Source organism: Algibacter sp. L4_22 (assembly GCF_023473045.1).
Lineage (GTDB): Bacteria > Bacteroidota > Bacteroidia > Flavobacteriales > Flavobacteriaceae > Algibacter.
Genome location: NZ_JAMCOK010000005.1, coordinates 92,398 through 118,344, shown reverse-complemented (window position 1 = coordinate 118,344; position 25,947 = coordinate 92,398). Strand labels below are relative to the sequence as shown.

Annotated in this window: 26 protein-coding genes and 1 tRNA gene; 15 read left to right on the top strand and 12 right to left on the bottom strand. The window is 32.0% G+C overall.

The window, feature by feature from the left end; translation table 11 throughout:
- The first annotated feature begins 101 nt into the window (after positions 1-101).
- From rho to M4I23_RS14015, 4 genes are all read left to right on the top strand, one after another.
- Entirely contained in the window at positions 102-1,784 is a 1,683-nt protein-coding gene (rho, locus tag M4I23_RS14030) for a transcription termination factor Rho (RefSeq protein WP_158848426.1), read from the top strand.
- A gap of 573 nt (positions 1,785-2,357) precedes the next feature.
- Positions 2,358-2,633 carry a PID-CTERM protein-sorting domain-containing protein gene (locus tag M4I23_RS14025; RefSeq protein WP_158848424.1) on the top strand — a complete coding sequence of 92 codons (276 nt, stop codon included), beginning with the start codon at positions 2,358-2,360 and terminating at the stop codon, positions 2,631-2,633.
- Positions 2,620-3,213 carry an exosortase/archaeosortase family protein gene (locus tag M4I23_RS14020; RefSeq protein ID WP_249754840.1) on the top strand — a complete coding sequence of 198 codons (594 nt, stop codon included), beginning with the start codon at positions 2,620-2,622 and terminating at the stop codon, positions 3,211-3,213. The genes M4I23_RS14025 and M4I23_RS14020 overlap by 14 nt, the downstream gene beginning before the upstream one ends.
- Positions 3,191-3,604, top strand: coding sequence for a hypothetical protein (locus M4I23_RS14015; RefSeq protein WP_158848420.1), 414 nt, complete (start codon positions 3,191-3,193; stop codon positions 3,602-3,604). The genes M4I23_RS14020 and M4I23_RS14015 overlap by 23 nt, the downstream gene beginning before the upstream one ends.
- A 212-nt stretch (positions 3,605-3,816) precedes the next feature.
- Here M4I23_RS14015 and M4I23_RS14010 read toward each other — a convergent pair whose 3' ends face one another.
- The 4 genes from M4I23_RS14010 to proS all read right to left on the bottom strand — a co-directional run bounded on the left by M4I23_RS14010 (position 3,817) and on the right by proS (position 6,325).
- The gene (locus M4I23_RS14010; RefSeq protein ID WP_158848418.1) at positions 3,817-4,191 is read right to left on the bottom strand and encodes a hypothetical protein; all 375 of its coding nucleotides are present in this window, start codon (positions 4,189-4,191) and stop codon (positions 3,817-3,819) included.
- A gap of 149 nt (positions 4,192-4,340) precedes the next feature.
- Positions 4,341-4,592: a 30S ribosomal protein S20 gene (gene rpsT, locus M4I23_RS14005; protein ID WP_158848416.1), complete on the bottom strand. Its 252-nt coding sequence runs from the start codon at positions 4,590-4,592 to the stop codon at positions 4,341-4,343.
- A 28-nt stretch (positions 4,593-4,620) separates the two neighbouring features.
- A tRNA-Glu gene (locus M4I23_RS14000) sits at positions 4,621-4,692 on the bottom strand.
- 154 nt (positions 4,693-4,846) lie between these two features.
- On the bottom strand, positions 4,847-6,325 hold the full coding sequence (gene proS / locus M4I23_RS13995) for a proline--tRNA ligase (RefSeq protein WP_158848414.1): 1,479 nt from the start codon (positions 6,323-6,325) through the stop codon (positions 4,847-4,849).
- 99 nt (positions 6,326-6,424) lie between these two features.
- Here proS and M4I23_RS13990 point away from each other — a divergent pair, with 99 nt between their 5' ends.
- A complete protein-coding gene (locus M4I23_RS13990) occupies positions 6,425-7,555 on the top strand; it encodes a hypothetical protein (RefSeq protein ID WP_249754839.1) in 1,131 nt (376 codons plus the stop codon).
- 28 nt (positions 7,556-7,583) lie between these two features.
- Entirely contained in the window at positions 7,584-9,122 is a 1,539-nt protein-coding gene (locus M4I23_RS13985; RefSeq protein WP_249754838.1) for an OmpP1/FadL family transporter, read from the top strand.
- Between the two features lie 538 nt (positions 9,123-9,660).
- Here M4I23_RS13985 and M4I23_RS13980 read toward each other — a convergent pair.
- Positions 9,661-10,581, bottom strand: coding sequence for a lytic transglycosylase domain-containing protein (locus M4I23_RS13980; protein ID WP_158848410.1), 921 nt, complete (start codon positions 10,579-10,581; stop codon positions 9,661-9,663).
- A 34-nt stretch (positions 10,582-10,615) separates the two neighbouring features.
- Positions 10,616-11,281, bottom strand: a complete 666-nt coding sequence (locus tag M4I23_RS13975; protein ID WP_249754837.1) for an alpha/beta hydrolase — start codon at positions 11,279-11,281, stop codon at positions 10,616-10,618.
- A gap of 122 nt (positions 11,282-11,403) precedes the next feature.
- Between M4I23_RS13975 and M4I23_RS13970 the strand changes: the two genes are divergently transcribed.
- On the top strand, positions 11,404-11,700 hold the full coding sequence (locus M4I23_RS13970; RefSeq protein ID WP_158848406.1) for an N-acetyltransferase: 297 nt from the start codon (positions 11,404-11,406) through the stop codon (positions 11,698-11,700).
- Between the two features lie 79 nt (positions 11,701-11,779).
- On the opposite strand, the gene M4I23_RS13965 is transcribed toward M4I23_RS13970, so the two are convergent.
- Together M4I23_RS13965 and mtaB are read right to left on the bottom strand one after the other, a co-directional pair.
- Entirely contained in the window at positions 11,780-12,169 is a 390-nt protein-coding gene (locus tag M4I23_RS13965) for a hypothetical protein (RefSeq protein WP_249754836.1), read from the bottom strand.
- Positions 12,170-12,292: 123 nt separating this feature from the next.
- Positions 12,293-13,621 carry a tRNA (N(6)-L-threonylcarbamoyladenosine(37)-C(2))-methylthiotransferase MtaB gene (mtaB, locus tag M4I23_RS13960; protein WP_158848402.1) on the bottom strand — a complete coding sequence of 443 codons (1,329 nt, stop codon included), beginning with the start codon at positions 13,619-13,621 and terminating at the stop codon, positions 12,293-12,295.
- Between the two features lie 89 nt (positions 13,622-13,710).
- Here mtaB and M4I23_RS13955 point away from each other — a divergent pair, with 89 nt between their 5' ends.
- Positions 13,711-15,342 carry an ABC transporter substrate-binding protein gene (locus tag M4I23_RS13955; RefSeq protein WP_249754835.1) on the top strand — a complete coding sequence of 544 codons (1,632 nt, stop codon included), beginning with the start codon at positions 13,711-13,713 and terminating at the stop codon, positions 15,340-15,342.
- A 62-nt stretch (positions 15,343-15,404) separates the two neighbouring features.
- Here the strand turns inward: M4I23_RS13955 and M4I23_RS13950 are convergent, their stop codons facing one another.
- The 4 genes from M4I23_RS13950 to M4I23_RS13935 form a co-directional block, all read right to left on the bottom strand.
- Complete coding sequence (locus M4I23_RS13950; protein ID WP_249754834.1) at positions 15,405-16,082, bottom strand: lysoplasmalogenase family protein; 678 nt, start codon at positions 16,080-16,082, stop codon at positions 15,405-15,407.
- A gap of 84 nt (positions 16,083-16,166) precedes the next feature.
- A complete protein-coding gene (locus M4I23_RS13945) occupies positions 16,167-17,078 on the bottom strand; it encodes a hypothetical protein (protein WP_249754833.1) in 912 nt (303 codons plus the stop codon).
- Between the two features lie 89 nt (positions 17,079-17,167).
- A complete protein-coding gene (locus M4I23_RS13940; protein WP_249754832.1) occupies positions 17,168-18,343 on the bottom strand; it encodes a GlmU family protein in 1,176 nt (391 codons plus the stop codon).
- A 130-nt stretch (positions 18,344-18,473) separates the two neighbouring features.
- The gene (locus tag M4I23_RS13935) at positions 18,474-18,725 is read right to left on the bottom strand and encodes a type B 50S ribosomal protein L31 (protein WP_158848392.1); all 252 of its coding nucleotides are present in this window, start codon (positions 18,723-18,725) and stop codon (positions 18,474-18,476) included.
- Positions 18,726-18,886: 161 nt separating this feature from the next.
- On the opposite strand from M4I23_RS13935, the gene M4I23_RS13930 reads away from it, so the two are divergent.
- From M4I23_RS13930 to M4I23_RS13900, 7 genes are all read left to right on the top strand, one after another.
- The gene (locus tag M4I23_RS13930; protein WP_249754831.1) at positions 18,887-19,417 is read left to right on the top strand and encodes a DUF4199 domain-containing protein; all 531 of its coding nucleotides are present in this window, start codon (positions 18,887-18,889) and stop codon (positions 19,415-19,417) included.
- Between the two features lie 39 nt (positions 19,418-19,456).
- Positions 19,457-20,416 (top strand): glycosyltransferase family 2 protein, encoded by a 960-nt coding sequence (locus M4I23_RS13925; RefSeq protein ID WP_249754830.1) that lies wholly within the window; start codon positions 19,457-19,459, stop codon positions 20,414-20,416.
- A 111-nt stretch (positions 20,417-20,527) separates the two neighbouring features.
- Positions 20,528-22,258, top strand: coding sequence for a phospho-sugar mutase (locus M4I23_RS13920; protein WP_249754829.1), 1,731 nt, complete (start codon positions 20,528-20,530; stop codon positions 22,256-22,258).
- Positions 22,259-22,292: 34 nt separating this feature from the next.
- Positions 22,293-24,122, top strand: coding sequence for an ABC transporter ATP-binding protein (locus M4I23_RS13915; protein WP_158848386.1), 1,830 nt, complete (start codon positions 22,293-22,295; stop codon positions 24,120-24,122).
- 296 nt (positions 24,123-24,418) lie between these two features.
- Positions 24,419-24,961 (top strand): RNA polymerase sigma factor, encoded by a 543-nt coding sequence (locus M4I23_RS13910; protein WP_249754985.1) that lies wholly within the window; start codon positions 24,419-24,421, stop codon positions 24,959-24,961.
- Between the two features lie 33 nt (positions 24,962-24,994).
- The gene (locus M4I23_RS13905; protein ID WP_249754828.1) at positions 24,995-25,492 is read left to right on the top strand and encodes a hypothetical protein; all 498 of its coding nucleotides are present in this window, start codon (positions 24,995-24,997) and stop codon (positions 25,490-25,492) included.
- Between the two features lie 5 nt (positions 25,493-25,497).
- The gene (locus M4I23_RS13900) at positions 25,498-25,944 is read left to right on the top strand and encodes a Spy/CpxP family protein refolding chaperone (protein WP_158848382.1); all 447 of its coding nucleotides are present in this window, start codon (positions 25,498-25,500) and stop codon (positions 25,942-25,944) included.
- The last annotated feature ends 3 nt before the right edge of the window (positions 25,945-25,947 follow it).

Genomic DNA, 25,947 nt, shown 5'->3' with positions numbered 1-25,947 from the left:
CAACAACCGCTATAACAGGTTGTTAATTCTTCAGAATAAAAATTCATTTTTTTCAAAAAAACTCAATTTTATATTCAAAATATAATATTCAAAATATATCAATGTTTGAAATTTCACAATTAAAAGAAAAAAAGCTCACTGACTTACAGGAGATTGCAAAAAAACTGAACGTTCCAAAGTATCGTTCTTTAAAAAAATTAGATTTAGTTTATCAAATATTAGATACACAAGCCGCAGATCCAAAAGCAGTAGATGCCGTTGTTGCTCCTGCTAAACCTGCAGAAAAAACTGTAGCTGACAAACCGAAACCTAGAAAACCTAGACAACGTTTACAAAAGCCAGCTCCAAAGGCTGCTAACATACCTGCAGAGGAACCACAAGAAGCAAAACAAATAGCCGAACCAAAAGCGGAAGAAGCTAAAGTTGAAAAAGATATAGCCCCGAAAACAGATAAAGTAGAGGCTAAAACAGAAAATAAGCCTAAACCAAGACCTCGTCCACAAAACGAGCGAAAAAACGATAATCAGCCAAAACCAAAGCCTAACCCAAGGCCAAAGCCGCAACCAAAACGCGATCAAAATAACAAAAATCAGAAAAACGGTAACGTACATTCTGGGAGTAACGGGAATAAGGATAGTAGAAATCGCTATCGTGACCCTGATTTTGAGTTTGATGCTATTATTGAGAGTGAAGGTGTTTTAGATATTATGCAAGATGGGTATGGCTTTTTGCGCTCATCAGATTACAACTATTTATCATCACCAGATGATATATATGTATCGCAATCGCAAATTAGATTATTTGGTTTAAAAGTTGGTGATACCGTTTTAGGACAAGTACGCCCACCAAAAGAAGGTGAAAAATATTTCCCTTTAATTAAGGTTAGCAAAATTAACGGACAAAACCCAAATGTGGTTAGAGATCGTGTTGCTTTCGAACATTTAACACCTTTATTTCCTCAAGAAAAATTTAATTTAGCAGGGCGTCAAAGTACGATTTCTACTAGAATAATGGATTTGTTTGCACCTATAGGTAAAGGACAACGTGGTATGATTGTATCGCAACCAAAAACGGGTAAAACCATGTTACTTAAAGATGTTGCAAATGCCATTGCAGCAAACCACCCTGAGGTTTATCAAATGATTTTATTGATTGATGAACGCCCTGAAGAGGTTACAGATATGCAACGTAATGTACGCGGAGAAGTTATTGCTTCTACCTTTGATAAGGAAGCTCACGAGCATGTAAAAATTGCAAATATTGTTCTTGAAAAAGCAAAACGATTAGTAGAATGTGGTCACGATGTCGTGATTCTTTTAGATTCTATTACACGTTTAGCACGTGCATATAACAGTGTACAACCCGCTTCTGGTAAAATATTAAGTGGTGGTGTAGATGCTAATGCTTTACACAAACCAAAACGATTCTTTGGTGCGGCTCGTAACATAGAAAATGGAGGTTCGCTTACCATTATTGCTACTGCGCTTACAGAAACAGGTTCTAAAATGGACGAGGTGATTTTCGAAGAATTTAAAGGAACTGGTAATATGGAACTACAATTGGATAGAAAAATATCTAATCGTAGAATTTTCCCTGCTATCGATCTTACATCTTCAAGTACACGTCGCGACGATATTTTACTCGATGCCAACACCATACAACGTATGTGGGTAATGCGTAAATATCTAGCAGACATGAACCCTGTAGAAGCCATGGAATTTATAAACGAACGTTTTAAACAAACTAGAAACAACGAAGAATTCCTGGTCTCAATGAACGGATAAGAATTTCAATATATATGCAAAGCCTTAATGTAAAAGTTAAGGCTTTTTTTATACCCATATCTGGGCGTTACCCCCAAGGGTCGCGCTTTACGTTACTAGTTTTGGCTCGATGCTAGCCTCGCCAAAAGCTAACCACTGCAATCGCTAACGCAGCTTTTGGCAAGGGTTAATATATAGTTAGCTTAAGTTAAAACATAGCGAATCATCAAATTCAAAAAAAAAGTTAATTTCTTATAACATTCTAAATTTAACCAAATGTTACCTTATACTAAATTAATAGATAAATAGTTACTTATTATCATTCATTTAATTTCATAACACAAAGATAAACAGGCTATAAGCCTAAAACCAATCCCCATATTTAACAAAACTTTACCATTGGAAGAATTTATTCCTTGTTTTAACGAAAATAATAGCCCCAGACGTTTTTTCACTAGAATAGTTACTATATTTAATTTGCTATTAAGGAATTAATTAATCCAAAAACTAAAACTAATGAAGGACAAAAAACAAAAATTTGTAAATATAATCAGCGCTCTTGCGATTGTATTTGCTCTAACATTCTCGACTAACATGAATGCTACTACAGCTGTTAGTGTAGTAGAATCTCCAACAACTGTTGCGCTAACTTCAATACACTTTACCTCTATTGCCTTAATCGGTAACAGGCCTGATAAAAAAAAGAGACCAGTAAGATGTAAAAAATGCCACAGACCTCACAAAGGCAAGTGTAATGGTGGTGGTTCTACCCCTTCTGTGCCATTGGACGGAGGACTTGGTTTCTTAATGTTAGGAGCAGCTGCTTTTGGAGTTAAAAAATTACGTAGAAAAAAGGATGCTAAATCTTAAATCTATACTAAAAGATATTCCATTACCAATAAGGCTTTTTCTAGGAAAAGCCTTATTGCTTTTTATAATATGGAAGGTTATCTATTCTGGATTTATGTATGACTCTCAATACTTAGATCACCCCTTAACAACACACGTTGCCGAAGCCTCTGCCTCATTATTAAATAACATAGGCATGAGTGGTTTTACCAGCAAAAGAGAAAAGACTACTATTGTTTTTGAAGGAGCTGGAACAATTAGTCATCTTTCAGCAATTTATCACGACGATTACAAAACATTAAACATTGCTAATGCTTGTAATGGCTTAGAGATTTTTGTACTATACATTGGTTTTATTATTTGCATGCCTTCCTCTTTTTGGAGAAAAACTAAATATATTGTTTTAGGTATTTTAATACTAGATGCCATAAATATATTAAGATGTGTTGGACTTATATATCTAATCGAATATTTTGAGGTCTATTTCGATTTTGCTCATCACTACCTTTTTAAAGCGATGGTTTATACCACTACATTAATAATTTGGGGTTACTTTGCCCGTAAAATTCATTTAAAAAATGAAACTGTACAAATCGGATAAAGCCCGCTTCATTATTGGCCTTGTATTAATAATTCTTGTTTACACTTGGTACTACATATTTTTTGCCGAAAATAAGAATACAGCACTCATTCCTTCAAAAATTAAACACATTATTACTTTTGCTACAACACTTGCTGTTTACTTTATTGGCACTTTTCATTTAGGCAAACTAAAAGATACATGGATGTCATCTCTTTGGCATTTTATCCATATTTCTGGATTATCTATTATAGGAGCAATGGGCCTTTTCGATTGGTTTATTCACGAAATATCCTTAAACGCAAGACACTTTGCTGGAGGCATTCAAGAAATGCTTATTTCACCTGTATTATATTTTGCAATGGGTTTATTGAATAGAACTTTCAATAAAGAAGAAGAACCTGTTACTTAAATTTTATTTTAACGAAATATAGAACTCAATCTACTATTAGAATAGATTAGAATAAGGGTGAGCTAAAAAAAATATTTTTCTATTATATTAACGACTCAAGTATCATCAATACAATAATTAATTCACTACATAAAAAAAGCCTCAACATTTTTAATGTCAAGGCCTATAATTCTATATTTTATAATCTATAAATAGATTTTACTACCGTATGCTTAATACTTAGCAAAAAGCTCTTTATACTCTCTTAAATCGGCTATATTACCTTTGTTATTAAGATTTTTAGTAAGTGCTATTAAATATTTCAAACTTTCTACAGGTGTGTCCAAATCATTCACTGCTTCACCTTCTGCCCCCTCTTCTTCATCTTCTATAGGTTCATCATCAAGTACAGGAATAAGAAACGTATTATTTGCTTCTATATGCTCGTAAGTCAATCTTAAAACTTTTACCACTAAAGGTATTTGCTCTTCTAAAGCATAAGTTCTTAATTCCTTAATATCGTCGATTAACGTTTCTGTATTAATACCTGATTCATCAAGATTTTCAAGAATTTTATCGACTAATTTATTTGCTTTTTGATTTTCCAACGGTGATATTATTATGTGGTTAATAAACTTATTCTATTTGCAAATTTATATTTTTAAATTACTATTAACACTATAAGAGCATTAAAAAAATTCAAAAAAAAAAGCTTCTCATTTCTGAGAAGCTTTAAATATTATAAACTTTAAATCAATTAAAGTGATGCAACATGTTTTGCTAAACCAGATTTTAGGTTAGCTGCTTTGTTAGCATGAATAACGTTTGTTTTAGCTAATCTATCTAACATAGATACCACTGAAGGATATAAAGTTTCAGCTTCACTCTTATCAGTTAACTCACGTAATTTCTTAATAGCATTACGAGTAGTCTTATGCTTATACTTATTAACTAATCTTTTAGATTCGTTACTTCTGATTCTCTTTAATGCTGACTTGTGATTTGCCATTTTGTTTTTTTCTTAATTTTTTAAATTGTAGCCCGTAGGGGAGTCGAACCCCTCTTACCAGGATGAAAACCTGGCGTCCTAGCCGATAGACGAACGGGCCATTATTTATTTGAGTGTGCAAATATAAAACTTTATTTTAAACCTGCAAATATTTTTTTTCAAATAACTAACAATGTTTTCCATTGCGGGTGCAAATATACAACTTAGTTTAAGTTCTGCAAGTATTATTTACTATTTTTTTACTTTTTTTTTAATTAATATGCTTTTGCAAATAACACTCTTCTAGTCGATGGTTTTCCAGAATACACACACACGCCTTCTTCTTCCTTGAATTCCAAAGGAATACATCTAATTGTTGCTTTTGTGATCTCTTTTATTTTATCTTCCGTCTCAATTGAGCCATCCCAATGCGCCGAAATAAATCCTGTTTTATTTTCTAAAACTTCTTTGAATTCTTCAAAAGAATTCACTTCAGTAATGTGAGAATCTCTAAAATCTAATGCTTTTTTAAATAAAGTTTCTTGTATTTCTTTCAATAAGCCATCAATAATTTCTGTTAAATCACTTAAAGCAACCACTTCTTTTGTTAAAGTATCTCGTCTTGCAATCTCAACAGTTCCATTTGCTAGATCTCTTGCACCAATTGCAATACGTAATGGCACCCCTTGTAATTCGTGTTGTGCAAATTTAGCACCTGGTCTGTGCGTGGTTCTATTATCAAATTTAACCGTCATATGCCTATCTCGTAAATCGCTCATTATAGTATTTGCAACTTCAGTGATAGCATTTAAATCCTCTTCAGTCTTATATATAGGAACTATAACAACTTGGTTTGGTGCTAAACTTGGAGGTAAAACCAATCCAAGATCATCACTATGCGTCATAATCAACGCGCCCATTAATCGTGTTGAAACTCCCCAAGAGGTTGCCCAAACATAATCCTGCTTTCCTTCTTTATTAGCAAATTTAACATCGAATGCTTTGGCAAAATTTTGCCCTAAAAAGTGAGATGTTCCGGCTTGTAGTGCTTTTCCATCTTGCATTAACGCTTCAATACAAAAAGTTTCATCTGCTCCTGCAAAGCGTTCGCTTTCGGTTTTTAAACCTTGGATAACAGGTATTGCCATAAAGTTTTCGGCAAACGTAGCGTAAACATTATTCATTAATTTTGCTTCTGTTAGCGCTTCTGCTTTAGTTTCGTGTGCCGTGTGCCCTTCTTGCCATAAAAACTCTGCTGTACGTAAAAATAAACGCGTACGCATTTCCCAACGTACTACATTGGCCCATTGGTTTATTAATAGTGGTAAATCTCGGTACGATTGCACCCAACCACGAAAGGTATTCCAGATAATAGCTTCGGAAGTTGGCCTAACTATTAATTCCTCTTCTAACTTAGCTTCAGGATCTACACGTAATTTTCCAGGTCTGTCAGGGTCGTTTTGTAATCTATAATGTGTAACAATGGCACATTCTTTGGCAAAACCTTCTGCATTTTTTTCTTCAGCTTCAAACAAACTTTTCGGAACAAAAAGCGGGAAATATGCGTTTTGATGACCTGTTTCTTTAAACATTTTATCTAATTGTGCTTGCATTTTCTCCCAAATAGCGTAGCCATAAGGCTTAATAACCATACAACCTCTAACAGCAGAATTCTCTGCTAGGTCTGCTTTTACAACGAGTTCGTTATACCACTTAGAATAATCTTCTGCTCTACTAGTAAGTTTTTTGCTCATATTGATATTTTGGCACAAAAATTGTGATTATGTTAAATAATAAAATAGTTCAGCAAAACTAACTATTTTTGTAGTGCCCAACAATAAAATTATACAGATATGCAATTAAAAAGCTACTTAAAACGAAAAATGCCAAACATAGCACTGCTTGCTTTGCTAGTTGGCGTGTCATCTTGTGGCTCATATCAATACGTAGGTGTTGACAATGATGGAATTTATGGCGAAGAAACTGTTCGAATTGTTCAAAACGAAGAAGCAGTAGTTGCTGCTCCAAGCAATAGTAATAGCGATTATTATGAAAATTATTTCAAAAATGGCGCTTTAGAAACCGAACAAATGATAGCGAATAGTGATATTTTCACTGATATTGATAGTTATGAAAGTAATAACTATTCTGAAGATGAAGCTATTGTAACAGATAATAATTATCAAGGTTATGCAGGCTGGGGACAAGACACCGATAGCGTTACTATTAATTATATTAATAACGGTTGGAACAACTATGGATGGAATTCTTGGGGTTACAACAGCTGGGAATGGAACCGATATAATAATTGGGGATGGAACAGATTCAATAACTGGGGTTATTACAACCCTTACAATTCTTACTATGGCGGCATGTATTTTGGTGGTGGTTTTTATAACAACTGGGGCTATAATGGATACTACGGAAATAGAGGTTTCTACAACAATAACAGAAATAGATATTACAACAATAATCGCGTAGCTTATAGCGCTAGTAGAAGAAATAATTATAGCACCTCAAGTCGAGGAAGCTTAAACACAAATGGAACTACTCGCCGTAGCTCAGTTTCAAGTGCTTCTGGTCGAAGTTCAAATTCAAAATACAATACATCAACTAGAAGAAGCAGCACAACACGCTCTGCAATTAATGGTAACACAGTAAGAAGAAATACTTCGCCTAGCACAAGTACAGCAAGAAGAACCTCTACTGTAACTAGAACACCATCAACAAACTCAACATCTAGATCTACATCGACTACAACAAGACGTAGTTCTACATACACACCATCAACAAGTAGCAGAAGTTCTTCACCTTCAAGTACGAGATCATCATCAAGTTCAAGAAGTTCTACTTACACACCAAGCTCAAGCTCAAGCAGAAGCTCTTCCAGTTCTAGCGGTTCAACCACTAGATCTTCAAGTAGCAGCAGTAGTCGAAGTTCAGGTAGTACTTCAAGATCATCAAGCGGAGGAAGACGTCGTTAATTCATCTAAAAAAGAAAAATATTTATATATGAAAAAGTTAAATTTACTATTCATAGGTGTGCTTTCTATGTCTGGTGTATACGCTCAAGATATTAGTGATGCCTTACGCTATTCTCAAGATGAAGTGCAAGGAAGTGCCAGATTTAGAGCTTTAAGTGGAGCATTTGGGGCTTTAGGTGGAGACATGAGTGCGGTTAGTATAAATCCTGCTGGATCAGCTGTATTTAGCCAAAGCCACGCATCAGTATCTCTTGTAAGTGCAGACAAAAACAACACAACTAATTATTTTGGTAATACTGAAAAAGTTAACGATTCTAAATTTAGTTTAAATCAAGGTGGAGCAGCTTTTGTTTTTAAAAGTAATAGTAACTCCCCTTGGAAAAAATTCACTTTAGCTTTTGCTTACGATAAAACAAATGATCATAATAATAATTGGTATTCGGCTGGAATAAACACGAATGATTTAGTTATAGTGGACGGTGATGATAACGAATTAACTCCAGTAAATTCGATTGCTAACTATTTCTTTCAATACGCTCAAGGCCAACTTTTACAAAACATATCTCTTAACAATAGATTTATTGAAAATGCTTATCAAGAAATTGGACAATCTGATGGGTTCAATGCGCAACAAGCCTTCTTAGGTTATCAATCTTTTGTTTTAGAACCTGTATCCGAAGATAATAATAACGAGTTCTATGATGCAAATGTCGCTTCTGGTTATTTTGAACACCGCTACGCTAATGTTGAAACCGGTTATAACGGTAAAATAAGCTTTAACTTTGCAACTCAATATGAAGACAATGTATATTTAGGGGTTAATTTAAACTCTCATTTTATAGACTACGAACGTAAAACTTCATTACAGGAAGACAATGATAATGGCGGTTTGATTTCATTTATTGATTTTGACAATACATTATCTACAACTGGTAATGGCTTTTCTTTTCAAATTGGAGGAATTTTTAAATTATCACAAGAATTTAGATTAGGTTTAACTTACGACTCCCCTACTTGGTATAATATTCAAGAAGAAATAACTCAATTTATTAACACGAATGAAGCTGAGTCAGACATTGGGTTTATCTCAGACGTAATCACTACTTACCCTGAATACAAACTCCAAACACCAGGGAAATTCACAGGAAGTTTAGCTTATATTTTTGGTAAACAAGGTTTAATTAGTTTCGATTACTCGAACAAAAACTACAGCAAAACAAAATTTAAACCAGAATCTGATTATTCTGTCGAAAACTCTGATATAAGTAACGTATTAACCTCTGCATCAACTTACCGATTTGGTGGTGAATACAAAGTGAAACAAATTAGTTTTAGAGGTGGTTATCGATTTGAAGAAAGCCCATATACAGACGGTGTTACCGTTGGTGATTTAAACGGATTCTCACTTGGTTTAGGATACAACTTTGGCAATACAAAACTGGATTTAACCTTCGATCAAGCCAAACGCTCTTACCAAACGGCATTATATAATGTTGGATTAATTGATACGGTTGATATCGATAGAGTTAACTCGAATCTTACACTATCTTTAAGTTTCAATATTTAGAATTTAAAAAGAAAATATCTCGTACTAGTTACTTGATACTGATTAATAAAAATTTAAAACTGAACAATAATTCTATTGTTCAGTTTTTTTTTATTTATAAAATTATCTTTTAAAAGTAAACATCTATAATCAAAACTAGATTGATTGTTAAATCTTACTATTCGATTTTATAAGATCACTACACTATCCCTAATTTTTACAGCTCTTCAATTATAACAAGAACCAATAAGTCTCATGCACTACACCCTGCTTACGAGAACTTGATATTATAGTAATTCATTCTGTTTTAACAACTCATAATTATAAAAACCAACTATATACCCCATGATTTCAGAAATCTTTAAGCTGGAGTTAATTAATCTTGTTAATTTTCAACAAGAATAACTAGCAATAAATAAAGAGTAAGCTAGTCAAACTATAAATAACGTATTATATTTTAAAAAGAATTTAACCTTTTAATAACAAAACATTTACTAAAACAAAAAAGCCCACACTCCTAAAAGTATTGGCTTTTTTGTTTTAGTAAACTAGACTTTAATTAATTATAATACCCTTCTTTTGGAATATTGATATAATACTGTTTTCTAGATCTATTGTTTAAATGTGGCTCGCGTAACCATGGGTTATGCAATTTTAATATTTTGTAGTTAATACCATAATTTTCGGCAAACTTAGTAAAATCTGTTACTGCTGTATCCACTTCTACTTTGTAAGTTGGAACGGGACTGTACAAATCCTTATCTCTAAAATTGAAACCGTATTTATCTGGGTTCGATAAAATCTCTTTCAAAGCGACAATTCTAAACATATAGCGCCCTGTTTCTTCACCTAAAAGCAAATCGTAGTACTCTTTTACGTTTTGTTCTTTTAAACGTCTAGAAACACCTGCATTTCCAGCATTATATGCTGCTGCCGCTAAAGTCCAAGAACCTAATTCTTCTTTCGACTTTAATAAATATTTACAAGCCACTTCTGTTGCCATTTCTAAATTATATCGTTCATCGACATTATTGTTAACTTCTAGGCCATTTTCCCTTCCCGTTGCTGGCATTATTTGCCAAAACCCCTTTGCTCCTGCTGGAGATACAGCGTTTGTTAAACCACTTTCTATTACGGCTAAATATTTAAAATCGTTTGGAACTCCGTATTTTGAAAGTATTGGCTCTATAATTGGAAAATATTTTTTAGAGCGTTTAAACATTAACAATCCATTAGATTGCCAATACGTATTTACCAACAATTCTCTATCCATACGCTCTAAAATATCTGGATTTTCAAGCGGCATGGCTTCTCCTGCAAAATCCAGTTTTTCTGGAACTTGCAAGGCGTAAACATTATAATCGTTAATTAATTTGGTTTCAAAATTTTCGTCGGTAGGCGCTTCTTGAAAAGCGTTAATAAATAACACACACAAACTTAATAATCCCACTAATGCTAAGGCTTTCTGTACTATCTTCATTTTTAAAAAGTTTTGTTTAAATATAAGTTTTTATTTAGTTTTCTAAAATAATTCGAGGTAAATTTTCATTGAACCATTTGTATTTGTTTATTATCGCAATATGTGTTCCGTTTTTAACAACAATACAATTTTTTATATTTTTAATTGGAAAAACGCCATCATCATCGCCATGGATATGAATAATTCCCTCTAGTGGTTCCTCTTGGTTCCAACAAACCATTTGTTCTATGGCCCAAGTTAAATAACGACTATCATTAACCGAAAGGTATTTTTGATAAAGTTCAATACGTTTTTTCACCACCTTACCCACAGCATATTTTTCGAATACATCAATATTTGAAGCCAATTGAGTAGGCACCAGTTTATAAGCTTTTGTTGCTTTTGCCAAAAGCATACGTTTAGGTAATTCGTGCATCGATTTTACACTCGATGTAATAATGAGTTTCCTCGGCTTTATGTATTTAGCCATTTCTTGAACAAGAACACCACCAAAGGAGACGCCTAACAACACAATGTTTTCATGTTTTATATGCTTCGTCATCCGTAAAGCATAATCGCTAAGCAATTCATTTTCAACAGGAATCATCCATTCTAATAAATGAATTTGAAATATATCTTCAGGTAATTTAATGTTTTCAAAAATTAGAGGACTAGCGGCCATTCCTGGCATTAAATAAATGTGTATTAGCTCTTGATGCATAAGGGATTAACTTCTATTTATCTATAATATAACGTTTTTTTTTCGTACTTTTGCTCTACAAACTTATACAAAATAGTTCTCAACTATTTTAAGTTTGTAAATAATTTAAAAAAATTTATGATATGGTTGAAGCTGCTGAATTGATTGACAATGATTTTTTACGTCAATTTGAAATTAAAATCGATGACCATTTGGCCATAATAGAGTACTCTCTGCAAGAAAGAAAAATTTTTTTAACTAAGCTTATTATTCCAGAAGAAATTACGAATGAAAACTTTAGTAATGAATTTTTAGCAGCTGTTTTCGATCAAATAGCTGAACGCAACTTAAGTGTTATGCCAACTTGCCCAGAAATCGCGAAATTTGTGAGAAGTAATAGAAAGTATAAACGCATGCTACCAGTAGGTGTAAGAATTTAATTTTCATATAATTGAAAACAAAAAAAACCGAAGTTTATAGCTTCGGTTTTTTTATGCTTTAATTGAATTATCAATTACATTAATAATATTGCGAATAATTATTGGATATTTTTTCTAAAATAATCACTTCTCCAGAACCATTTAAAACAAGCTGGCCATCATCATTTATTTCGTAATTATTGTCAGTTGTATCAATATCTAAAAGCGTAACTACTTTTCCGTTTAGTTCCCAACTAAAAGGCTCTAAGCTAGATGTTTCTTCGCCTGTATTATTTACAACGGCATAAATACTTAAGCCAGTATTATTTTCGCCAAAAACCAAGGTAAACGTAGTTGTTTTTTCAGCTAAAACCTCATTAGTTTGCCAAACACCTAATAAATCAGTATTTTCATTATCATCTTTACTAGAACAAGAAATGAAAAGAAAAACAACTAAAAAGGAAGTAAATAATTTAAGGGATTTTTTCATAAACAGTAAATTTCGAGACTTAGTATCGAAATATTTCTTATCAAACTTACATTAGTATATAAATAAACTCAAAATAAACTCGATTAAACTCCAATAAATCAATTCAAAAGGAAACACTTATCGTTACACTGCGATATCTTGCTTATTAAAATCGAATCTAACTAATCCATCATCGTCTATTTTTGTAAGTACGACCTCATGCAACGTATTAACGAATTCTGGGTTCCATGGTGTTTTAACCTTTACATAGTTTTCGGTAAAACCATGAATATAACCACCTTTATTTTCGCTTTCAAACAAAACGGTTCTTGTTGTTCCTAATTGACTCTCGTAAAAAGCACGACGCTTTTTAACAGATAAACCTCTTAGCATTTTACTGCGCTTGCTACGCACGCTACCATGCACAATACCATCCATTTCTGCAGCCTCTGTATTATCGCGCTCAGAATAAGTAAACACATGTAAATATGAAATATCCAACTCGGTTAAAAAGTTATAAGTTTCTAAAAAATGCTCATCTGTTTCTCCTGGAAAACCAACAATAACATCTACACCAATACAAGCATGTGGCATCACTTCTTTAATTTTTAAAACGCGATCTACGTACAATTCACGCATATAACGACGCTTCATTTTTTTAAGAATTTCGTTACTTCCCGATTGTAACGGAATATGAAAATGTGGTACAAATGCTCTAGATTTAGACACCAAATCGATAGTATCATTTTTTAACAAATTAGGCTCTATAGACGAGATACGTAACCGCTCAATACCTTCTACTTTATCCAACTCCGTAACTAAGTCTAAAAATGTATGTTCATGCTTTTTGTTGCCAAATTCACCTTTACCGTAATCACCGATATTAACACCCGTTAAAACAATTTCTTTAATATTTTGTTTAGAAATATCACGTGCATTTTTCAAGACACCTTCCATTGTATCACTTCTAGAAATCCCTCTTGCCAAAGGAATTGTGCAATAGGTACATTTATAATCGCAACCATCTTGCACTTTTAAAAAAGCACGTGTTCTATCTCCTACTGAATAAGATCCTACATAGAAATCCGCATCTTCTATTTCACAAGAATGTACTTCACCAAAATCATTTTTAGATAAATCGTTTAAATAATCTGTTATTTTAAATTTTTCGGTGGCACCAAGCACTAAATCGACACCATTAACATCTGCCAATTCTTGCGGTTTTAATTGCGCATAGCAACCAACGGCAGCAACAAAAGCATCAGGATTTGCCTTTTGCGCCTGCTTAACTATAGTTTTAAAACGTTTGTCTGCATTTTCGGTTACGGAACAGGTGTTTATGACGTAAATATCCGCCTTTTCGGAAAAATCTACGCGACTAAACCCCTCATCATCAAAGTTTCTAGATATGGTTGATGTTTCAGAAAAATTAAGTTTACAACCTAAAGTATAAAATGCGACTTTTTTATTCATTATATTTTGTTATCCTCTGCTTGTTTCAAGCTCTTTTTAAAATTATCTTTACACTTAAAAAGTCTGCAAATTTACAATTAATAAGTTATATGATAAAACATGTTACTAGTCAAATAATAAACTACCTATCAATTAGTTGCGCTGTTTTATTCTTTTTTTCATGTGAAAACAATTCAAATCAAGGTAAAGATCACCTTGTTTTTCGGTATAATGAACACAAAAATATAGGTTCACTAGACCCTGCATTTTCTAAAGATATTGCAGATATTTGGGCAACAAATCAACTATTTAACGGTTTGGTACAAATGGATAACAATTTAAAAGTTATTCCATGTATTGCAAAAAGCTGGCATATTTCTGAAGACGCAAAAACCTATAACTTCACTCTTAGAAACGACGTTTATTTTCATAAACACAAACTATTTGGCAAAGACTCAACAAGAACAGTAGTTGCTAAAGATATTGAATACAGCTTAAATCGATTATTAGACAAACAAATTGCATCACCAGGAAGTTGGATTTTAAACAAAGTAGACCAATTTAATGTTGTTAATGATACTCTATTTCAAATTAAATTAAAACAACCTTTCCCTGCCTTTTTAGGTTTATTAACTATGAAGTATTGCTCGGTTGTACCTAAAGAAATTGTAGAATTTTATAATTCTGATTTTAGAGCAAACCCGATTGGAACTGGCCCTTTCAAATTTAAACGTTGGGAAGAAAACATAAAATTGGTATTCAGAAAAAATGAACTTTATTTTGAAAAAGACTATAACGGAAATAGCTTACCTTATTTAGAAGCTGTTGCCATTACTTTTTTACCAGACAAACAAAGTGAATTCATGCAATTTGCCCAAGGTAACATAGATTTTGTATCTGGTTTAGATGCTTCTTACAAAGATGAAGTTTTAACTGCTGATGGTAGATTACGTGATAAGTATGAAAAAACATCACGATTAATTCGTGGCCCATATTTAAATACAGAATATTTAGGATTTAATTTAGACTCTCAAACTTCGGAAACTCAATCAAAACTATTAAGAAAAGCTATTAATTATGGTTTCGACCGAAAAAAAATGATGATTTATTTACGTAATGGTGTTGGTATTCCAGCAAACGGAGGATTTATACCCAAAGGATTACCTGGATACAATGCACTGGTTGGTTTTAGTTATCAGCCTGAAAAAGCGAAACAATTAGTTGAGCAATATAAAAATGAAACGGGTAAAAAAAATCCAGAAATAACAATAACAACCATTGGAAATTATTTAAGTTTTTGCGAATATATACAACGTGAACTTCAAAAAACAGGCCTTATAGTAAACATAGATGTTATTCCAGCCGCTACTTTAAAAGATGCCAAAGCCAATAACAAATTAGATCTTTTTAGAGCTAGTTGGGTTGCAGATTATCCCGATGCCGAAAATTATTTATCTCTATTTTATAGTAAAAATTTCGCTCCGAATGGTCCTAATTATACACATTTTAAAAACTCAAAATTCGATTCTTGGTACGAACAAGCTTTTACAGAAACTAACCCAAAAAACAGAGAAAAACTTTACTCTAAAATGGATTCCTTAGTTATGCAAGAAGCTCCAATTATTCCTTTATTTTATGATGAAGTTGTACGTTTTACACGAAAAAACGTAAAAGATTTAGGAATAAACCCAATAAATTTATTAGAACTAAAACAGGTTAAAAAGCTAGAAGATAAAAATTAGTATTAGCTCACAACCAATAAGTATTCCTTACTCAGTATAAACGATCTAAGCAATCTCTTTAATTAAATTATTTCAACAGTTTCTTTTGGCTTAATTAAGACCTCTCTTAATATTCCAATAACAAATAAATACTGCCCCAACTCATACAAAACAACAACTAATGTTCCATTTAAAGTAAAATTACTTCCATATAGCCTAACAGCCAACAGACTTTCTGATATAACAAAAAGGAAAAGACCTGAAAATACGAGAATATAACTTTTATAGCAAACAAATTCTTTTCGCATAAAAGCAAAAGCCATCAAGATTACAGATATAGAAAAATAAGCAACTATTATAAGTAACTGATCACCTAATTTATCATAAATTTCATCAACTAGGAAATACATAAATAAACTAAAGAATAAAAAAAAAGGAATTATCCGGTTAAAATTAAAGTCATGATTTTTAGCTAAGCGCAAGCAATAGAAAGCCTTACCTCCAACAAAAAACACAAAAGAAAGTATGAAAAACGTAAAATTATTTTTCATAACTACTCCAAAACATCCGCCTATAATAAACAGTACTAAAGCCACAATTACGGCATTAGACTTGAACTTGGGAACATTTTCTTGTTTGTTTACAATATAATATACTAGCAACAAACCTATTGCTAAACTTTTGGTTATATAGCGATAAAATGTTTCATCAAGGCTTTGTTTAACCAAATCATCCATTAATACAGCTGCAAAAAATAGCACCGAAAACAAATAAATGTTTTTAAAAAAGATACGCATAAATTAGATTGATAGACTTAATTTTTCACAATATAGCCAATTCCTTACTTATTTTTTTTTAAATGAATAAATATCATCATCACCCTTGCCTTTTAAACGTTTAGACGATAAAAAACCAGAAGTATTATCCCGATTCATTATTAATGACAAATCATCCTTATTACTATTCAATGGTTTTTCTAATTTCTCAGCTTTTTCAAAAGTACCATCATCATTCATTGTACTTTTATACAAGTCGTAACCACCAAAACCATTAGGTCTATTAGATGAAAAATACAACGTATTATCTTCCGCTATAAACGGAAACATTTCTTTTCCATAAGAATTAACTTTAGCTCCTAAATTCTCAGGTTCACTAAACGAATTGCCTCCTAGTATATCGACCTTAAATATATCTGAACCTCCCCTAGTTGTTGCTTTTCCTCCTTTAATATTCGCTGTAAAGAATAAAGTTTTTCCATCTGCGCTCAATGCGGGATGTGCATAAGAAAATTTTGGCTTACAAAATGATAGTACTTTAAAATTAGTAAACCCAATGCCCGCTTTAAATTCCCCAACTTCTAAATGAAAATTAGTTTCTTTAAACCTAACCTTAGGCTTATTTTTATTTGTGTAAACCGTTGTGATATAAATTTTATTTCCGTCCTTAGATAGTGTCGCACTAGAAATTTGAGGCACCCCTGCCTTAGAGTCAATTTGTAATTGGGAAACCTTATCAATAGTTCCAGAATTAGTTATTACTCCTTGGAATATAGTTAATTTAGGTTGCCCATGGACTCGCTTTACTCTACCTTTTTTATCAAGTTCGTAAGAGGTAAATAAAATATCATCATTAACACGCATTAATCCAAAATGTGGGTTTTCATTATTGATACTTAAATTTTCAATAATAAAATTTTCATTTTGAGCTATAGTTATTCCGCTACAAATAAAAAAAATACAGACTAGAAATTTAACCATAAAAAACTGATATTTAAACAAATATACAAATACTTGAATAACTGAAAAGTGTTCAAAAAAAAGTCATCAACAAATTTCGTATAATCCTGCTATGATCTTCTGTATTTTTTTGTCTCTTCGAAAATATGCTCTAAAATAGCCTCGTCTTGCTGGTCTAATTCGATTTTCCGTCTACCCATAACCACTTTAGCAACCTCAAAAGCTTTCTTTGTTAAATACGTTGAAAACCCACTACTACCTCCCCAAGAAAAACTAGGAACAAAATTTCGAGGAAATCCACTACCAAAAATATTAGCGCTCACACCAATAACGGTACCGGTATTAAACATAGTATTTATACCGCATTTACTATGGTCGCCCATCATTAATCCACAAAACTGCAAGCCTGTTTTGGCAAAACCCTCTGTTTGGTAATCCCACAAACGCACCTCTGCATAGTTGTTTTTAAGGTTAGAATTATTGGTATCGGCTCCTAAATTACACCACTCGCCTAACACAGAATTCCCTAAAAACCCTTCATGACCTTTATTAGAATATCCAAAAATAACTGAGTTATTTACCTCTCCACCTACTTTACTAAATGGACCAACTGTTGTAGGTCCGTAAATTTTAGAACCCATTTTTATAATTGAAGATTCACATAACGCAAATGGTCCACGGATGAGAGCGCCTTCCATAATTTCTGCATCTTTAGAAATGTATATTGGTCCATTATTCGCATTTAACGTTGCAAATTCAAGTTTTACGCCTTCTTCTAAAAAAATATTTTCGGGAGCAATAATATTATTGGTTTTCGAGATCGGTTCCGATGTTCTATCTTCAGTTAATAATTTAAAATCTTGCTTAATAGCATCTCCATTCTTAGAAAAAATATCCCAAGTATTTTCAATTTTTAAGACCTCTCCGTCAAATTCAATAGCATGATAATCATCAAAATCAATATCTTCTTGCCCTTCTTCTGCAAAAAAGGCTATAACATCATCACCTTGAAAAATAGCTTCATTTTCTTTTAACCCTTTAATTTTTTCAACTAATTCTTCATTTGGAAGGTATGATGCATTTATCATAACATTTACCTCCATTTCAACCATCGGGAATTTATCTGCTAAATAATCTTCAGTTATGGTTGTTGTAGTGCAACTCAGATAACTTTCCCATTTTTCACGAATCGTTAATATTCCTACCCTAATATCAGCAACAGGCCGAGTATAAGTAAAAGGTAATAAATTATTACGTGAAGGACCGTCAAAAAGTATATAATTCATTTTTAGTCTGAAGTTAAAAGCTCACCTAAATAAACTCTAAATTATTAATTCAAAAGTAACCTAATTATAGAAAACAAAAAAGCCTTACATATTAAATATGAAGGCTCTTTATATAAAATGTAGGCTAAACTTATTTTTTAAACTTAGCGTATTTGTTTTTGAACTTGTCAATACGACCAGCTGTATCTACTAATTTAGATTTACCAGTGTAAAAAGGATGAGATGTTCTAGAAATCTCCATTTTTATTAATGGATATTCAACACCTTCTACCTCAAGAGTTTCGTTTGTATTTGCTGTAGATTTTGTTAAAAACACATCTTCGTTAGACATATCTTTAAACGCTACTAATCTATAATTTTCTGGGTGTATACCTTTTCTCATCGCTAAATGCTTTTTATTCTTTTCAATTTTGGAAGTGCAAATTTAAGTAAATTTTATAAATTTACAATATTTTTTGCATTTTATTTTTTACTGCTACAAATGTAACGTTTTAGTATCTTTGAACACTAACAATTCAACTAAAATAATTTAATCAAAATATCATGGAAAAAACATTAAAATCTATCGCTACTAATTTCGGATTGTATTTAGGAGTTTTTTTAGCGCTAATCACTATAATCCCTTACGCCGTAAATATTGAATTACTTGCAAATACTTGGCTAGGTGCCTTCATTTTAATTGCTGTTATTGTTTTCGGAATTATTTCCGTAGTCAAAGTAAAACAAGCTCAAAACAGTTACGCTACTTTTAAAGAAGCTTTTACTGCATATTTTATTACTGTTGCGCTAGGTTTATTAATTAGTGTTTTAGTCTCTTATATATTATTCAACTTTATCGATCCAGAAGCAGCAACTGTTTTAAAAGAGATTACTATTGAAAAAACAGTACAAATGATGGAGGGCTTTAATTCACCAAGTGACATTATCGATCAAACGGTAGAAAACATGGAAGCTCAAAACAATTATTCTTTAGCCAACATCGCTAAAGGTTTAGCCGGTTACTTAGTTATGTTTAGTATAATAGGTTTAATAGTTGCTGCTGCAATGAAAAAAAACACTCCTGACGCAGAATAATTTCAGTATTTTTGAATTTTATTACTTGAAAAAAAATAAATGGATATATCAGTAGTTATACCACTACTTAACGAACAAGAATCTTTAACCGAATTACACGATTGGATAGCTAAAGTTATGCTAAACCATAGTCTTTCGTATGAAATTATCTTTATTGATGATGGAAGTAAAGATGACTCTTGGAAAATAATTACCGCACTTTCAACTAAAAATAAAAGTGTAAAAGGCATTCAGTTTTTAAGGAATTTCGGTAAATCTCAAGCTTTACATGCGGGTTTCGAAAAAGCACAAGGTGATGTGATTATTACTATGGATGCAGATTTACAGGATAACCCAGATGAAATCCCCGATCTTTATAGCATGATTATAAATGATGGTTACGATTTGGTTTCTGGCTGGAAAAAGAAACGTTACGATTCTGTTATTGCTAAAAACATACCATCAAAATTATTTAATTGGGCTGCCAGAAAAACATCGGGTGTAAAACTAAACGATTTTAACTGTGGCTTAAAAGCTTACAAAAACGAAGTCGTTAAAAATATTGATGTTAATGGTGAAATGCATCGTTATATTCCTGTACTTTCAAAAAATGCAGGCTTTACAAATATTGGTGAAAAAGTAGTACAACATCAAGCTCGAAAATATGGCGAAACCAAATTTGGGATGGACCGCTTTATTCATGGTTTTCTCGACTTAATAACCATTTGGTTTCTATCTCGCTTTGGAAAGCGCCCCATGCATTTGTTTGGTGCATTAGGTTTTATAATGTTCGCCATTGGTTTTGCATTTGCGCTATACCTTGGTATAGATAAATTATGGTTAAATAGAACAGGCCGATTAATTACCCAACGTCCACAATTTTTTATTGCACTTTCTACCATGATTATTGGTACGCAATTTTTTGTAGCAGGTTTTTTAGGTGAAATTATTTTACGAAATAGACCTGATAAAACACGCTATTTAATTAAAGATGAAATAAATTTAAGCCCTAATCATTAAGAAAAAGTTAAAAACACTTTTAATGGCGTCAAAATAGCCCATTTTTTAAAAATTATTCTTTAACAATTGTTTACTTTTGTTCTCACTTGTTGCACAACTAATTATACATATATGATACACATTGAACCAAAAATTTTAGACAGAATAAACGCCTGGTTAACTCCAGCTTTTGATGAAGAAACGCAAAACACTATAAAAGATAGTATTGCAAACCATCCAAAAGATATACAAGAAAGCTTTTATAAAGATTTAGAATTTGGAACAGGTGGTATGCGTGGCATCATGGGTGTTGGCACAAACCGCATCAATAAATATACTTTAGGGAAAAGCACCCAAGGTTTAAGCGATTATTTACATAAATCGTTTCCAAATGAAACACCAAAAGCTGTAATTGCTTACGATTGTAGACACAATAGTAAATCATTAGCAAAATTAGTTGCCGATGTATTTTCTGCAAATGGTATTAAAGTTTATTTATTCGAAGATTTACGAGCTACACCAGAATTATCTTTTGCTGTAAAACATTTAAACTGCCATTGTGGTATTGTTTTAACGGCATCTCACAACCCACCAGAATACAATGGCTACAAAGTATACTGGCAAGATGGCGGACAATTAGTACCTCCGCATGATGGTGGTGTAATTAACCTAATTAATAATTTAGATTATGCTGATATTAAGTTTGAAGCAAACAACGATTTAATTGAATATATAGGAAAAGATGTTGATGATGTTTTTATCGATGCATCTGTTAAAAATGGTTCTGTTGGAGCAACACAAGCTGCAAAAGACGATTTAACAATTGTATTTACATCTTTACACGGAACTTCTATTACTGCCGTTCCTGAAACGTTAAAGCGTGCCGGGTTTAAAAATGTACATATTGTAAAAGAACAAGAAGTACCAGATGGCGACTTTCCAACGGTAAAATCGCCTAACCCAGAAGAACCAGCGGCTTTAAAAATGGCTTTAGAATTAGCAGATAAAGTAAATGCCGATATCGTTATTGGTACCGACCCTGATTGTGATCGTTTAGGTGTTGCTGTTCGAAATTCTGATGGTGATTTACAATTACTAAACGGAAATCAAACCATGTTAATGATGACCGATTTTCTACTTAAAGAATGGAAAGCAGAAGACAGAATTAAAGGCAAAGAATTTATTGCATCTACTATAGTTTCTACACCAATGCTTACCAAACTTGCAGAATCTTATGGTGTTGAAAGTAAAATTGTACTTACTGGTTTTAAATGGATTGCAAAATTAATTCATGATTTTCCTGAATTAGACTTTATTGGTGGTGGAGAAGAAAGTTTCGGTTTTATGGTTGGCGATTTTGTTCGCGATAAAGATGCCGTAACCTCTACTCTATTAGCTTGCCAAATTGCAGCAATAACAAAATCTAATGGAAGCTCTTTCTTTAATGAACTAATTAAACTTTACACCGAACACGGTTTTTATAAAGAAAAATTAATTTCATTAACTAAAAAAGGAATCCAAGGTGCCGAAGAAATCAAACAAATGATGATTGATGCGCGCCAAAAACCATTTACAGTTGTTAACGAATCTAAAGTTATTAAAATTGAAGATTACGATTCTTCTATAGCAAAAAACATGGCTACAGGAGAAGAAACAACTATTGATGTACCAAAATCTAACGTATTAATTTATTATACTGAAGATGGTAGCCAAGTAGCATTACGCCCAAGTGGAACAGAGCCAAAAATAAAATTCTACGTAAGTGTAAACACTAAATTATCTAATGTAGAAGATTTTAAAGCTAAAGAAGCTTCACTTGACGCTAAAGCGGAAGACATCTTAAAAAGTATGAATCTCATTTAGAGTTTCAAATAACTTAAAATAAGCATCAATTTAGATGAATCATTTTTATAACATACTTCGGTATGCCAAACCATATAAGAATTTTGCCATAGGACACATTATCGCTAATGTGTTTTATGCTTTATTTGGGGCACTATCTTTTATAGCATTAATCCCCATGCTAGACATTTTGTTTGGAACAAAAGACAAAATGAAACCTATTGTAAAACCTATCTACAAAGGGATTTCTAGCTTAAAAGATTTCTTCAAGGATTACCTAGCTTATCAAGTAAACTTACACACAGATAATGATCCGCAAAAAGCACTACTTATTGTAGTTGGTTTAATTGTAGTTTTGTTTCTACTAAAAAACCTATTTGGCTATTTAGCAAATTATTTTATGGTGTTTTTACGTAATGGTGTAGTTAGAGATATTAGAAATACCGTATACAAAAAAACTGTAGAATTACCACTGTCCTATTTTTCCGAACAGAAAAAAGGAGATATTATGACGCGTGTTACTGCAGATGTTTCCACCTTACAATACTCGATGCTTCCTGCCTTAGAGCTTATTGTTCGTGAACCACTTACCATTATTTTCACTATTGTAATGATGCTTTTAATAAGTGTAAAGTTAACCATTTTTGTATTTATCTTCATTCCACTTTCAGGATTGGTTATTTCAAAAATAGGAAAAAGTTTAAAACGAAAATCAGATCGTGTTCAAAAAGAACAAGGCTTAACTCTATCTACTTTAGAAGAAACCTTAACCGGATTACGCATTATTAAAGGTTTTAATGCGGAAAGTGAATTTTATGATAAATTTTCTGAATCTACAGGAAGGTTTTACCACTTTTCTAATAAATTATTAAACCGTCAAAATTTAGCATCGCCTGCAAGCGAATTTTTAGGAATATTAGTTATCTCTATTCTATTGTGGTATGGCGGACAATTAGTTCTAGTCGATAAAACGCTTGACGGAAGTTCTTTTATAGCATATATGGGTCTTGCTTACAATATTTTAGTTCCGGCCAAAGCCATTTCAAGAGGACTTTTCAATCTTAAACAAGGTAATGCTGCAGCAGAACGTATTCAAGAAATCGTGGATGCTCCCAACCCCTTAAAAGATAAAGAAAATGCGCTTGAAAAAGCAAGTTTCGATTCAGAAATCGAATTCAAAAACATTTCTTTCAAATATAAAAATGATTATGTTTTGAAAGATTTCTCATTAACTGTTTCAAAAGGAAAAACAGTAGCTTTAGTTGGGCAATCTGGTAGTGGAAAATCTACAATAGCAAACCTTATTACACGTTTTTACGACGTTAACAAAGGAGAAATCTTAATTGACGGCATCAATATTATTAATTTAAAAACAAGCACTCTACGTGCGCAACTAGGTATTGTAACACAAGACGCTATTCTATTTAACGACACTATTGTTAACAATCTAAAATTAGGAAAACAAGAAGCAACGGATGAAGACGTAATTGAAGCCTTAAAAATTGCCAATGCATGGGAATTTGTTAAAGATTTACCAGAAGGTATTCAAACCAATATTGGCGATGCTGGAGGGAAACTATCTGGCGGACAAAAGCAACGTTTAAGCATCGCTCGAGCTGTTCTTAAAAGTCCACCAATTATGATTTTAGACGAAGCAACATCTGCTCTAGATACAGAAAGTGAACGTATAGTTCAAGTCGCATTAGAAAACATGATGAAAAATAGAACGTCCATTGTAATTGCTCATAGACTTTCAACCATTCAAAATGCTGATAATATTGTTGTTTTAAATAAAGGTGAAATTGTAGAACAAGGCAAACATCAAGAGCTTATTGATAAAAATGGTGTTTATAAAAAACTTGTAGATATGCAAAGTTTCGAATAAATACTTCAACGTTATAAAATATAAAAAGGATAGAGACTTGGGGTTTCTATCCTTTTTTTGTAAGCTTATGTTAGACTTGGGGACGACTAACAACTTAAGTAGGTTTCTGTAGCAAATTTATAATAAATTCTCTTATAAACAATAAAATTAATGCATTTAATCTAATTTATATGCTTTTTATCGATTATTTAAACAGTAAAAAACTAAAGATCAATTGGTTATGTTTTTAATAAAATTTAAACGTTTAAGATTAAACCTTTTGTATATTTTTGAGTCTAAAAAATAAAGAAGTTTTAGTGACGGACGAAGTACAGCTCATTGAGCAATTAAAATCGGAAACCCATAAAGAAGCAGCCTTTAGAGCATTGATAACGCTATATAAAGAACGCTTATATTGGCATATTCGAAATATTGTAAAATCGCATGATGATACTGATGATGTGTTGCAAAATACATTTATTAAAATCTTTAAAAATATAGATAACTTTAAAGGCGACAGTAAACTATTCTCTTGGATGTATCGTATAGCAACAAACGAATCTATCACGTTTATCAATAAAAATGCAAAACGTTTACAAACTAGCAACGAAGAAGTACAGCAATTAGCCATTAATAACTTAACATCCGATGTGTATTTTGAAGGAGATGCCATTCAATTAAAATTACAACAAGCCATTGCTACGCTACCAGAAAAGCAGCGTATAGTATTTAATATGAAATATTTTGAAGATATAAAATATAAAGATATGTCCGAAATTTTAGAAACAAGTGAAGGTGCGTTAAAAGCATCGTATCATTTAGCTGTAAAAAAAATTGAAACCTTTTTAACACAAGATTAAACCTTTTAAAAAAACACAAGTCTTAATAGTAAGATGAAAACAAATAAAATACATAACATAACTAACTCAGGCTTAAAAGCTCCGAAAGATTATTTCGATAATCTTGAAGACCGTTTTATGGCCAAAATAAAGCTTAATGAAGTAGCTAGGGATTCTGGTTTTAAAGCTCCAGAAGGTTATTTTGATTCTTTAGAAAACAGTATTTTAAATAAAGTTTCAGAACAAAAAACGACTAAAGTAATTCCTTTATTCAACAGAAAAAATCTACTTTACATTTCGAGTATTGCTGCAGCAGTTTTATTACTGTTCAATCTTTCAATTTTTGAAAAACAAACAAATTGGGATTCTTTAGACATTGATACTGTCGAGAATTATATTTTAGATGAAAATGTAGGCTCTTACGAAATTGCGACTCTATTATTAGTGGACGATATTTCGGAAGAAGACTTTGAGTATTTAGAATTTACAGACGAAGCTATGGAAGGTTATTTTTTAGAAAACGCGTCCATGGAAGATTTAATTATAAAATAAAAAATATGAAAACATATATTTCAACCCTATTTATACTCTTATTTACAGTAAGTGTATTTGCACAACATAAAGATCGAGAGCGCATACAAGCTCTAAAGGTCTCTTTTATTACAGAAAAATTAGACCTAACAGCTAAAGAAGCTCAAGCATTTTGGCCTATTTATAATACATACGATGAAAACTCGAGGAAATGTAAGTATGAAGACATGCGAGCTATTCGAAAAGAAATAAAAGAAAATGCTACAACTATAACCGATGAAAAAGCTAAAGAATTATTAGATAAATTTGTAGAAGCTGAAGATAAGTTACACACAGAGCGTGTAAATCTAATTGTTAATTTAAAGAAAATTATTTCGCCCAGAAAAATAATATTACTTAAAGCCACCGAAGACGATTTTAACCGAAAGCTTTTTGATGAATACAAAAAACGTAAACATGAACAAAAAAAATAGTAT